The sequence below is a fragment of the Frigoribacterium sp. PhB160 genome, assembly GCF_003751785.1.
In the GTDB taxonomy this organism is placed as follows: domain Bacteria; phylum Actinomycetota; class Actinomycetes; order Actinomycetales; family Microbacteriaceae; genus Frigoribacterium.
The window spans coordinates 634,697-646,201 of sequence record NZ_RKIE01000001.1 but is presented as its reverse complement, the minus strand read 5'-3'; the positions used below and the strand labels follow the sequence as shown (position 1 = coordinate 646,201).

11 protein-coding genes are annotated in these 11,505 nt (G+C 74.9%); 3 read left to right on the top strand and 8 right to left on the bottom strand.

The features are described 5' to 3' along the window. Nucleotides 1-16: 16 nt before the first annotated feature. Both EDF38_RS03085 and EDF38_RS03080 read right to left on the bottom strand, forming a co-directional pair. Complete coding sequence (locus EDF38_RS03085; RefSeq protein WP_123353937.1) at nt 17-1,753, bottom strand: dihydroxyacetone kinase family protein; 1,737 nt, start codon at nt 1,751-1,753, stop codon at nt 17-19. Nucleotides 1,754-1,862: 109 nt separating this feature from the next. Then, a complete protein-coding gene (locus tag EDF38_RS03080; RefSeq protein ID WP_123353936.1) occupies nt 1,863-3,227 on the bottom strand; it encodes an MFS transporter in 1,365 nt (454 codons plus the stop codon). Nucleotides 3,228-3,467: 240 nt separating this feature from the next. Here EDF38_RS03080 and EDF38_RS03075 point away from each other — a divergent pair, with 240 nt between their 5' ends. Continuing rightward, nucleotides 3,468-4,217 (top strand): FadR/GntR family transcriptional regulator, encoded by a 750-nt coding sequence (locus EDF38_RS03075; protein WP_233572162.1) that lies wholly within the window; start codon nt 3,468-3,470, stop codon nt 4,215-4,217. A 46-nt stretch (nt 4,218-4,263) separates the two neighbouring features. Here EDF38_RS03075 and EDF38_RS03070 read toward each other — a convergent pair whose 3' ends face one another. From EDF38_RS03070 to EDF38_RS03055, 4 genes are all read right to left on the bottom strand, one after another. Further along, nucleotides 4,264-5,133 carry an NAD(P)H-hydrate dehydratase gene (locus EDF38_RS03070; protein ID WP_123353933.1) on the bottom strand — a complete coding sequence of 290 codons (870 nt, stop codon included), beginning with the start codon at nt 5,131-5,133 and terminating at the stop codon, nt 4,264-4,266. After that, a complete protein-coding gene (locus EDF38_RS03065) occupies nt 5,117-5,863 on the bottom strand; it encodes a histidine phosphatase family protein (protein ID WP_123353932.1) in 747 nt (248 codons plus the stop codon). Before EDF38_RS03065 ends, EDF38_RS03070 begins: the two co-directional genes overlap by 17 nt. An 82-nt stretch (nt 5,864-5,945) precedes the next feature. Next, entirely contained in the window at nt 5,946-6,548 is a 603-nt protein-coding gene (locus tag EDF38_RS03060; protein WP_123353931.1) for a DNA-binding response regulator, read from the bottom strand. After that, entirely contained in the window at nt 6,545-7,666 is a 1,122-nt protein-coding gene (locus EDF38_RS03055; RefSeq protein ID WP_148061439.1) for a sensor histidine kinase, read from the bottom strand. The genes EDF38_RS03060 and EDF38_RS03055 overlap by 4 nt, the downstream gene beginning before the upstream one ends. 130 nt (nt 7,667-7,796) lie before the next feature. Here EDF38_RS03055 and EDF38_RS03050 point away from each other — a divergent pair, with 130 nt between their 5' ends. Both EDF38_RS03050 and EDF38_RS03045 read left to right on the top strand, forming a co-directional pair. Beyond that, nucleotides 7,797-8,741, top strand: a complete 945-nt coding sequence (locus EDF38_RS03050) for an ABC transporter ATP-binding protein (RefSeq protein ID WP_123353927.1) — start codon at nt 7,797-7,799, stop codon at nt 8,739-8,741. Nucleotides 8,742-8,868: 127 nt separating this feature from the next. Continuing rightward, nucleotides 8,869-9,597 carry an ABC transporter permease gene (locus EDF38_RS03045; protein WP_123353926.1) on the top strand — a complete coding sequence of 243 codons (729 nt, stop codon included), beginning with the start codon at nt 8,869-8,871 and terminating at the stop codon, nt 9,595-9,597. A gap of 179 nt (nt 9,598-9,776) precedes the next feature. Here the strand turns inward: EDF38_RS03045 and epsC are convergent, their stop codons facing one another. Together epsC and cysK are read right to left on the bottom strand one after the other, a co-directional pair. Beyond that, nucleotides 9,777-10,328 carry a serine O-acetyltransferase EpsC gene (gene epsC, locus EDF38_RS03040; RefSeq protein WP_123353924.1) on the bottom strand — a complete coding sequence of 184 codons (552 nt, stop codon included), beginning with the start codon at nt 10,326-10,328 and terminating at the stop codon, nt 9,777-9,779. 1 nt (nt 10,329) lies between these two features. Then, nucleotides 10,330-11,268, bottom strand: a complete 939-nt coding sequence (gene cysK, locus EDF38_RS03035) for a cysteine synthase A (RefSeq protein ID WP_123353922.1) — start codon at nt 11,266-11,268, stop codon at nt 10,330-10,332. Between the last annotated feature and the right edge of the window lie 237 nt (nt 11,269-11,505).

The following is an 11,505-nucleotide window of genomic DNA, read 5'->3' as shown; positions in this document are numbered from 1 at the left end:
GCGCGGGAGGCTCGGGTCAGGCGCCGTGCCCGCTCGCGACGACGAGGCCCACGGCCCGCGTCACGAGCCCGAGCGAGGTCGCGCCGGCGTCGGGGGTCCCGAGGCTCTTCTCGGCGTGGGGCCGCGCGCGGCCCATCCTGGGGAGGAGGTCGGCGGTCGCCGCGGCGGCCGCGACGGCCACGTCGGAGGCCGCGGACCACGCGGCGGGCAGGTCGGCGCCGTCCGCGACGGCGCCCGAGAGCGCGTCGCTGAACGGCACGAGCACGTCGACCATCGTCTTGTCGCCGACCGTGGCCCCGAACTCGAGGATCGCCTCGGTCGCCGCCGCGACGCCCGCCGCGACCGAGTCGCGGGTCGGGGCGGCCTCGTCGCCGACCGCCGCGCCGACGCTCGCGAGCGCGGCGCCCCAGAGCGCGCCGGAGGTGCCTCCGGCCCGGTCGGACCAGGCGTCGCCGGCGATGTCGAGCACGGTGCCGGCACCCGCGCCGGCCTCGACGGCTGCCCGGGCCGCGGCGACGGCGGCCGTGACTCCGCGCTGCATGCCGATGCCGTGGTCGCCGTCCCCGGCGACCGCGTCGATGCGTCCGAGCTCGTCGGCGTGCAGGTCGACGGTGGCCTGCATCGCCTCGAGGGCGGCGAGCACCGTCGCGGCCGCGGCCTGCGACGCGACCGAGGCGGGTGGGATGCTGTCGGCGACCAGCGCCTCCGGTCGGGTGTCGTCCACGCGCTCGGCCGCGACGACCGAGCCCTTCGAGTACGCCGGGGCGTCGACGGGGGCGCCCCACAGGCGCTCGAGCTCGTCGTCGAGCCAGAAGAGGGTGAGCGAGACGCCGGCCATGTCGAAGCTCGTGACGAGCTCGCCGACCTCGGGCTCGACGACCTCGACCCCGGCCTCGCGCAGGAGGGCGTCGACGCGGGAGTAGACGACGAAGAGCTCCTCGTACTTGACCGAGCCGAGGCCGTTCAGGAGGACGGCGACCCGGCCGCCCCGCGCCTCCGCGACGCCCTCGGGCAGCTCGTCGCTCGCGAGCAGCGACGAGACGAGCAGCTCGGCGAGGCCCGCCGCGGTCGGCACGTCGGCCTCGCCGATGCCGGGCTCGCCGTGGATGCCCATGCCGACGGCCATGCGGCCCTCCGGCACGGTGAAGAGCGGCTCGTCGGCCCCGGGCAGCGAGCAGCCGGAGAACGCGACGCCGAACGAACGGGTGCGCTCGTTGGCCTTCGTGGCGAGGCGGACGACCTCGTCGAGCGAGGCGCCCCCCTCGGCGGCGGCCGCGGCGGTCTTGAAGACGGTGAGGTCGCCGGCGATGCCGCGGCGCCTGTGCTTCTCGTCGACCGAGGCGCTCGAGATGTCGTCGGTCACGGCGACCGTGCGGGTCTCGATGCCCTCGTCGATCAGCTTCTGCTGCGCCTTGTCGAAGTTGAGCACGTCGCCCGCGTAGTTGCCGTAGCTGAGCAGCACTCCCCCGCCGACCTGGGCGGCCTTCGCGACCGACCTGACCTGCTGCCAGGACGGCGACGCGAAGAGGTTGCCGAGGGCGGCGCCGTGGGCGAGGCCCTGGCCGACCAGCCCGCCGAACGCGGGGTAGTGGCCGGAGCCGCCGCCGACGACGAGCGCGACGGTGCCGGGCGTCGAGCGCGTCGACCGTACGACGCCGCCGTGCACGCGGCGCACCCAGCGGCCGCTGGCGGCGACGAAGCCGTCGATCATCTCGTCGGCGAAGTCGCTCGGTTCGTTGAAGAGGCGGGTCATGAGGGCTCCAGGAGGCGGTGGTCCGGTGACGGAGGAGGCGCGGTCGGCGCCGGTGGCGGGGTGGTGGACGCAGGGCCCGGGCGTAGTGGACGCCCGGGCCCCGCGTCCGTCAGTCGAGCCCGGCCGTCGCGGCCAGGTCGGCGGCCTGCTGCGGCGTCGCCGCGCCCTCGGGCCGCTTCATCCGGCTGAGGACGAGCATGAGGACGGCCGAGAGGAGCAGGAAGAAGCCGACGATGAACATCGGCGCCCGGTAGTCGCCCGTCACGTCGGTCACCAGGCCCGTGATGTACGGGGCGCTGAAGCCGGCGAGGTTGCCGATCGTGTTGATCAGCGCGATGCCCGCGGCCGCGGCCGCCCCCGTGAGGAACTGGGTCGGCAGCGTCCAGAAGTTGGGCAGCGCGGCGAAGATGGCCATGGCGGTGATGGTGATGACGGCGATGGTGAGCGCCGGCGACTGGGCGTACAGCGCGACCGGGATGCTGAGGCCTCCGACGACGGCCGGGACGGCGATGTGCCAGGTCTTGAGGCCGCGCCGCGTGGCGTCCCGCGACCAGAAGTACAGGGCGAGGGCGGCCGGCACGTAGGGGATCGCGGTGATGAAGCCGCGCTGCGTGACGGTGAACTCGGTGCCGAACTGCTCCTGGAAGCCGCCGATGATGGTCGGCAGGAAGAACGCGAGGGCGTAGAGGCCGTAGACGAAGCCGAAGTAGATGAACGACAGCATCCAGACGCGGCCGTTCTTGAACACGACGCCGAGGCCCGGGTGCTTGCCCGTCGTGGAGACGGCGCCGGTCTTGGTCGACGCCTCCTTGACCAGGGCGGCGGTCAGCCACTCCTGCTCCTCCTTCGTGAGCCACTTCGCGTCGGCCGGCTTGTCCTTGAGGTAGAACCAGGCGACGATGCCGACCACGATCGCGGGGATCGCGACGCCGAGGAACATGAAGCGCCAGCCCTCGAGGCCGAAGAAGACGCCGTCGTGGCTGATCAGCCAGCCGGCGAGCGGGGCGCCGACGACCGTGGTGAGGGGCTGCGCCAGGTAGAAGAGCGCGAGGATCTTGCTGCGGTGGCGGGCAGGCACCCAGAGGCTCAGGAAGAGGATCGCGCCGGGGAAGAACCCGGCCTCCATCACGCCGAGGAGGAAGCGCAGCGCGACGAGCTGCTCGAAGTTCTGCACCCAGGTGAAGAGCAGCGCGACGATGCCCCAGGTCACCATGATGCGGGCGAGCCACTTGCGGGCGCCGAACTTGTGCAGCGCCAGGTTCGAGGGCACCTCGAGCAGGATGTAGCCGATGAAGAAGACGCCCGAGGCGAAGCCGAACTGGGCCGCCGACAGGGCGAGGTCGGACTCCATGCCGTTCGGGGCGGCGAAGCCGATGGCGGTGCGGTCGAGGTAGTTGATGAAGAACATCAACGCGACGAACGGCACGAGCCGGATCGCCACCTTCTTGATCGCGGACTTCTCGACGGGGCTCATGGCCTCCGCCGTGCGGGCTGGGGTGTCCACATCGACTCCTTCGGATCTGACGACGTTGTGAGATGACGCCGTGATCGACGGTGGTCGAGGCGCTCAGGATCCATGGTCACGGATCCGAGCGCACTTGTCAACCGGTTGACCAATCCGTGCCGGCGGCGAGGAGGGACGGCGGAAGGCGACGGGAAAAAGGGAGGACGGCGCCCCCCGGCCCGCGACGGACCCGTCGGTAAGCTCTCCCCCGTGCCCGCCTACCCCGACGACGACCCGACGAGCCTCCGCCTCGAGCTCGAGCTCGTGCCGAAGGGGACGGCCGTCAGCGAGGTCGTCAAGCAGCTGATCGGGCTGCTCACCACCGGCGAGCTCGTGCCCGGCTCGCGCCTGCCGCCCGAGCGCCAGCTCGCCGAGCAGCTCGGCGTCGGCCGGTCGGCCGTGCGCGAGGCCCTCGCGGCGCTGGAGATCCTCGGCATCGTGACCGTCCGGCCTGGCTCGGGCACGTACCTCCGCGACAACACGTCCGAGCTGCTGCCGACGACGCTCAGCTGGGGCATGATGCTCAACGCCGCGCGCACCCGCGAGCTGATCGAGGTGCGCGGCGGCCTCGAGGTGCAGGCCGCGAGCTTCGCGGCGCAGCGAGCGACCGACGCCGACGTCGAGGCCCTCCGCGGCTTCGTCGCGACGATGCGCGACAGCCTCGACGACCTCGACACGTTCCTGCAGGCCGACATCCGCTTCCACCTGCAGATCGCGATCAGCGCCGACAACGTGGTGCTGCGCGACCTGCTGCAGAGCACCCGCTCGCTGCTGCGCCTCTGGGTCGAGCGGGGCCTCCGCGAACGCGACCAGGCAGAGGCCGCCTATCGCGAGCACCAAGGCGTCTTCGAGGCGATCGCCGCCCACGACCCGCACGCCGCGCGCGAGGCGATGCGCGCGCACATGGCCACCGCCGGCGAGCGCGTCGGCCACGCCGACATCGCCGGGCCCCTGCGCTGAGCCGGCCCGGTGCGCCCAGCCGCGCCGGCGGCAGACCTCGGTCCGCCTAGCCGCCGACCTCGACCAGCACCCGGGGCAGCTCGTCGAGGAGCTCGCTGGCGAGGAACCCCAGCGGCCCCACCCCGACCGAGAGCCGGTCGCCTGCCGACGCGTGCGCGTGCGTCGCCCACACCGCCGCCTGGGCTGGCTCCGCACCGCGCGCCGAGAGCCCGGCCACCGCTCCCGCGAGCACGTCCCCGCTGCCCGAGGTGCCGAGCCCGGGATGCCCGGCCCCGGAGCGCCAGACCCGGCCGTCGGGTGCCGCGACCAGGCTCTGGCAGGCGACCACCGCCTCCCACCGGCGGGCGATCTCGCGCAGGTCGTCGGGCAGGTCGTCGACGTCGCGCCCGAGCAGGCGCCCGGCCTCGCTCGAGTTCGGCGTCAACACGAGCCGGCCCCGCAGCAGGTCGAGCGCCGAGCCGCAGCGCGGCAGGACGCCCAGGGCGAACGCGTCGAGCACGACGACCGCGTCGGGGCCGACGAGCGACGGCAGGAGGCGCACCAGGGCCTCGGCCTCGTCCGCGTCGTCGAGGCCCGACCCGGCCAGCACGGCGTCGGCGCCCTCCAGGTCGCCCGAGGCCGCCCCCAGCGAGGCTCCGACCACGTGGCCGCCGGGGGTCTGGTCGAGGGGCACCACGCCCGCCTCCGGCAGCGCGACGGCGACGTGCGGCGCGACGGAGCCCGCGACCGCCAGCGTGAGGCGCCCGGCCCCGACCCGGAGCGCGGCCAGGGCGCCGAGCATCGCGGCGCCGGGCGTGCGCGCGGCCCCGCCGACGACGACGACCTGGCCGCGCGAGTACTTGCCGGCGCCGGCCGAGGGCAGCGGCCAGCCGCGCAGCAGGTCGGGCGTGATCATCTGCTCAGCGGGGTCGGACATCGCGGTCTCCTTCGTGGGCGGTGACGGGGGCGTGCTCCTCCGAGAGGTGGTCGACATCGGCGAACCGGACGAGGGTCCACCATGCGGCGCCCTCGTCGAGGCGGAGGGTGGTCACCGACGCGTTCGTGACGGTGTTGCCGCGCGCGAACTCGAGCAGGTCGGCCTCGTCCAGCCCGGTGCAGACGTACACGACGAGCATGATGACGGCGTCGTGCGCCGTCACGAGCACCCGGTCGACGTCGGGCAGCGCGTCGAGGTCGCGCAGCAGCGACCGCACGCGGAGGGCCACGTCGGCCCACGACTCGCCGCCGGGCGGCCGGTGGTAGAACTTGCCGAGCCGACGTCGCCGCGCCTCCTCGTCGGGGTGCCGCGCCTCGACGCCGCGACGGGTCAGCAGGTCGAGGACGCCGAGCTCGCGGTCGCGGAGCCGCTCGTCGACGTGCACGGTGACGTCGGCCCCGGCCTCGTCGAGGGCCGCGCGGAGAGTCTGCCGGGCGCGGAGGTAGGGCGAGACCCACACCGCGGTGCGGGCGCCGTCGGGCCCGTCGAGGCCGAGGTCGGCGACCCAGGAGCCGAGGGCGCGGGCCTGCTCGACGCCGCGGTCGCTGAGGGGCACGTCGGCGTCGCGCTCGTCGACGTCGACGGTCTCCGAGCCGTCCTCCTCGGCGGCGGTCGCGGCGACGTTGGCGGTGCTCTCGCCGTGGCGGACGAGGAGGAGTTCCCTGATCATCTCGCCGACGGTAGGCCGTCCCGGCCGGGGCCGACCGGCGTCCTCCCCACCGGGACCGGTCAGCTGCGCCGAGCCGCGCCTCTTACAGCCAGCTGCGCTCGCGGGCCGTGCGGGCCGCCGCGTGCCGCGACGAGGTGCCGGTCTTCTGCATCGCCGACGACAGGTAGTTGCGGACCGTGCCGGAGGCGAGGTGCAGCCGGGCGCCGATCTCGCGCACCGAGAACCCCTCGGTCGTGAGGCGCAGGGCGTCGAGCTCGCGCTCGGTCAGCGGGCAGTCGTCGATCATGGCCGCGGCGGAGATGTCGGCGTCGATCCAGCGGCGCCCGCCGTGCACGTGGATCACGACCCGGGCCAGCTCGTCGGGGTCGACCGACTTGGGCAGGAACCCGCGCACCCCGGCGGCCAGCGCCCGCTTGAGCACCCCGGGTCGCCCGTGACGGGTCAGCAGCACGACGGCCTGGTCGGGTCGCTGCTCGAGGATCTGCCGCGCTGCCTCGACCCCGTCGAGCCCGGGCATCTCGAGGTCGAGCAGGACGACGTCGGGCTCGTGGCGCAGGGCCAGGGCGACGGCCTCCACGCCGTCGGAGGCCTGGGCGACGACCTCGATCTCGTCGGTGAGGTCGAGCAAGGACGCGATCGCCCGGCGCAGGAGGGTCTCGTCGTCGGCGAGCACGACGCGGATCACGACGCCGCTCCCTCACGCGGGCGGCTCGGGGCCGCGTCACGGGCCTCGGTGCGGAACGACTCCCCGTCCAGCCGCGTCACGAGGACGCCGCCGGCCTCGGCGAAGCGCTCGCCCAGGCGGGCCAGGCCACGGGGCTCGCCGACCTGGTCGGGCGCCCCGTCGTTGACGATGACGACGGCGTCGGGGCCCAGCTCGACGACGACGCGCTCGGCCTGGGCGTGGCGCAGCAGGTTCGTGGTCGCCTCACGGACGACGTGGCCCCAGAGGGCGTCGAGCCGGTGGCCGACGGGCGGGTCGCCCTCGACGCGCAGGTCGATGCCCGCGGCGCGCACGAGGGCCGCGGAGTTCGCGAGCTCGCCCGCCAGGGTCACGGTCCGCTCGCCGTAGGCGAGGCGTCGGGTCTCGGCGATGGTCTCGACGATGAGCTGCTCGGCCTCGCGCAGGTGCCCGCGGGCCCGGTCGGGATCGCTCGCGAGCACCTTGCCGGCGAGCTGCAGCTGCAGCCGGCTGACGTGCAGGGCCTGGCCCTGGATGTCGTGCAGGTCGGACGAGAACCGGAAGCGCTCGCGCAGCACCGCGAGCTCGGCCTCGGTCTGCCGGGCCGCGTCGATCTCGAGGTAGAGGCCGAACTGGTAGCGGTTGAGGCGGAAGGCGCCCCAGGCCGACGCGACGAGGATCGTGACGACGAGGGCGGGCGGCAGGAGGGGCGCGCCGTCGACCGCGCGGCCGACGACGAGCGGGGCCAGCGCGACGGCGAGCAGCACGATCGGGCCGCCGCGGTGGGCCACCACGGGCGGCGTCGTCGCCACGACGGCCCCGCTCACCACGAAGGGCACGGCGGCGAAGCCGGCGTCGCCGTGCGCGGCCGCGGCGCACCAGACCCCGAGCCCCACGACGAGCGCGGCGACCGTGAGCCAGACGGGCGCGCCGCGCTCCCAGAAGAGGGTCTGGGCCGCCGTGGCGAGCGTGGCGACCGCGACCGCCGCCATGAGGGCGGGGCTGCCCGCGAGCGGCACGCACATGACCCCGAACAGGGCGACCATGGCGACGAACGACCACGTCGTGTAGCGCCGCATGCGCGCGAGCGGCGGGGCGGTCGACGACGCGGCGGAGGGCATGCGACCACCGTAGCGGCGGCCCCCGACGACCACGAGGCCGGGACGTCACGTCGCGACGTGACATCCGTCACGTCGACAGGTGTCGTCCTGGCACTGCCGGGCGGGCAGCCGCTCCGGGATCGTGGTGGCCATGGACGACACGACTGACGCACGACCCGCGACCAGCGGGACCGGCACGACCGGCGGCACCGGTCTCGACGAGGTGATCCGCGCCTCCGGACTGGGCTTCTCCTACGGCGGGTTCACCGCCGTCGACGGGCTCGACCTCACGGTGCGCCGCGGGGAGCTCTACGCCCTGCTCGGCACGAACGGCGCCGGCAAGACCACCACCCTCGAGGTGCTCGAGGGGCACCGACGCCCGACCGCGGGCACCGTCGAGGTGCTCGGCGGGGACCCGGCCGACCGGGCCCGCACGCGGCCCCGCGTCGGCATCATGCTGCAGGACTCCGGGCTCGCCGCCGAGCTGACGGTCCGCGAGAGCGTGCTGCTCTCGGGAGCGGTCTCGGGCCGTGAGGCCGACGTCGACGCCCTCCTCGACCGCGTCGGCATCGCCGCGAAGGCGCGCACCCGCGTCGCCCAGCTGTCGGGCGGCGAGAAGCGCCGCGTCGACTTCGCGATGGCGGTGTGGGGCACGCCCGAGCTCGTCTTCCTCGACGAGCCGACGACGGGGCTCGACCCGAGCGCCCGCGACGAGCTCTGGGACGTCGTCCGCGACCTGCGCGACGAGGGCGTCACCTTCCTCCTCACCACCCACTACCTCGAGGAGGCGGAACGTCACGCCGACCGCATCGGCCTCATGCACCGGGGCACCCTGCGTCGCGAGGGGACGATCGCCGACCTGACCGCCGGCAGCACGACGAGCATCCGCTTCGTCTCGCCGGTCGCGGTCGCCGAGCTGCCGCTGCCCGTGTCGGGCACCGAGAACGGGCTCGTCGTCGTGACCACGACCGACCCGCAGCGCGACGTCGCGGCGCTGCTCGCCTGGGCCGCCGAGCACGGGCACCGGCTCGACCGGTTCGGCACGCACGAGTCGGGGCTCGACGACGTGTTCCGCGCGCTGAGCCGGGACGCGTGAGGCGGGCCGCCCGCCTCACGCGCGGCCGTACCCGCACCTGCACCGGCTCTCGCCCTCGCGCGGCGGGACGTGCCCTCGGCACGCGACCCGCGCCTCCCCCGCTCCCCCGTCCCCGGAAGGACCTCGCATGACCTCCCTCACCGCCACCACCGCCATCGCCGCCGCCGAGCTGCGGATGATGCTCCGCAACCGGACCGTCGCGCTCTGCGCCCTGCTCGTGCCGCTCGCCTTCGGCGGGTTCCTGCTGTTCAGCTCGAGCGCCGAGGCACCCGGCGCCGCGGGCATGCTCGCCGGCGTGCAGATCATCGGCATGGTCGGCATGGGCGTCTACGTGAGCGCGACGACGACCCTGGCCGCGCGCCGCCAGACCCTGTTCCTCAAGCGGATGCGGGGCGGGGCGCTCTCCGACCGCGGCATCCTCGCGGGGCTCGTGCTGCCGCTGGTCGCCGTCAGCCTCGCCCAGCTGCTGATCGTGCTCGCCGTGCTCTCGACGCGCGCCGCCCCCGAGCACGTGTGGCTGCTCGTCGTCGCCGTGCTGCTCGCCGAGGCGATGTTCGTCGGCCTCGCCCTGGCCACGGCGGGGTTCAGCACCTCGCCGGAGCACGCCCAGTACACGACCCTGCCGCTGTTCTTCGTCACGCTCGGGGTCGCGATCTGGTTCCAGGTGACCGGGGCCGACGACCTCGCGTGGGTCAAGCGTGCACTGCCCGGCGGCGGGCTCGCCGAGCTCATCGCCCTCGCCTGGAACGGCGGCGACCTCGGGCTGCTGCCCGTGCTGCTGCTGCCGACGCTCGGCTGGGCGGTGCTCGGCGGGGTCGCGGCGGCCCGGTTCTTCCGGTGGGAGCCGCGGCGCTGACGCCGCGCCGCGCTGACGCCGGCCCGCGCCGTCGGGGATGCGGACTCAGGACATCCCGTCGGCCCGGGCCGTCGCGGCCGCCGGTCACGGCCGGCCGCGACAGCGACTCCTGAGTTCGCGACGCGACCCGGGGGCGTGGCGGCGGCGCGCCACGCGACACGACCCGGGGCGCGCCGGGGCTACGCGCGACGGGGCCGCGGCATCGCGGGCACGCCCACGGCGACCGACCCGGGCGGCACGTCGTGCGTGACGACGGCGCCCGCGCCGACGACGCTGCCGGCCCCGACGGTCACGCCCCCGAGCACCGCCGCCCCCGCGCCGACCACGACGCCGTCGCCGAGGGTCGGGTGCCGGCGGCCCGCGGCCCCGCGCCCGCCCTTGCCCCCGAGCGTCACCCCGTGGAACAGCGTGCAGTCGTCGCCGACCACGGCCGTCTCGCCGACGACCGTGCCCATGCCGTGGTCGATGAACAGGCGTCGCCCGATCGTGGCGCCGGGATGGATCTCGACCCCGGTCAGCGTCCGCGCGGCCTGCGAGACCAGCCGGGCCGCGACGCGCGCTCCGAGCCGTCGGGGCACGCCCGGCGCTCGCCACAGGCGCGACGCGACCCGATGCGCCCAGACCGCGTGCAGGCCCGGGTAGACCAGGGCCGTCTCGACGCGGCCGCGCGCCGCGGGGTCGCGGAGCCGCACCGCGGCGACGTCCTCGCGCACCCGCGCGAGCGGGTGCACGCTACGCGTCCGCGAGGTCCTGGAAGAGCACCGTCGACAGGTACCGCTCCCCCGTGTCGCAGACGACCGCGACGATGCGCTTGCCGGCGTTCTCGGGTCGCGCGGCGATCTCGAGCGCGGCGTGCACGATGGCCCCGGACGAGATGCCGGAGAGGATGCCCTCCTTCGTCGCGAGGTCACGAGCCACCCGCAGCGCGTCGTCGAGCTGCACGGGGAAGACCTCGTCGATCTGCGACCGGTCCAGCAGCTCGGGCACGAAGTTCGCCCCGATCCCCTGGATCTTGTGCGGCCCGGCCCGGCCCTCGCTCAGCAGCGGCGAGTCGGCCGGCTCGACCGCGACGACCTTCACGCCGGGCACCTGCTCGTGCAGCACCTGCCCGACGCCGGTGATCGTGCCCCCGGTGCCGACGCCGGCGACGAAGAAGTCGATCTTGCCGTCGGTGTCGCGCAGGATCTCCGGAGCCGTCGTCCGACGGTGGATCTCCGCGTTCGCCTCCGTCTCGAACTGCCGCGCCCAGACGGCGCCCTCGGTCTCGTCGACGATCTGCTTCGCGCGCTCGACGGCGCCCCGCATGCCCTCGCTGCCGGGGGTCAGGACGATCTCGGCGCCGTAGGCCCGCATGACGGTGCGTCGCTCGACGCTCATCGTCTCGGGCATCGTGATGACGACGCGGTAGCCGCGGGCGGCGCCGACGAGGGCCAGCGCGATGCCGGTGTTGCCGCTCGAGCCCTCGACGATGGTGCCGCCCGGCCGGAGGTCGCCCGAGGCCTCGGCCGCGTCGACGACGGCGACGCCGAGGCGGTCCTTGACGCTGGCGCCGGGGTTGTAGAACTCGAGCTTGACCACGACCTCGGCGCCGCCGGGCGTCCCGAGCCTGTTGAGCCGCACCAGCGGGGTGTCGCCGAAGGCCGAGGTGATGTCGCCGTGGATGCCGGTCATGCGCGTCTCTTCCGTGAGGTGTGGTCAGGTCGGTGGGCGTCAGTCTAGGCAGACGCACCGAGGCGTCCGCCGAGATGACGCCGCGGGGCGCGCGACCCGGCCCCGGCGGCCTCCGACGGGCCTGCTCGGGTGAAGGACTCAGGCGGTTCCGGAGGCGCGAGCCGGCCCTCGCGGCCGCCGCGCGTCCGGCGGACGAAGACTCCTGAGTTCGCGACGGGAGTGCGACGGGAGGCGCAG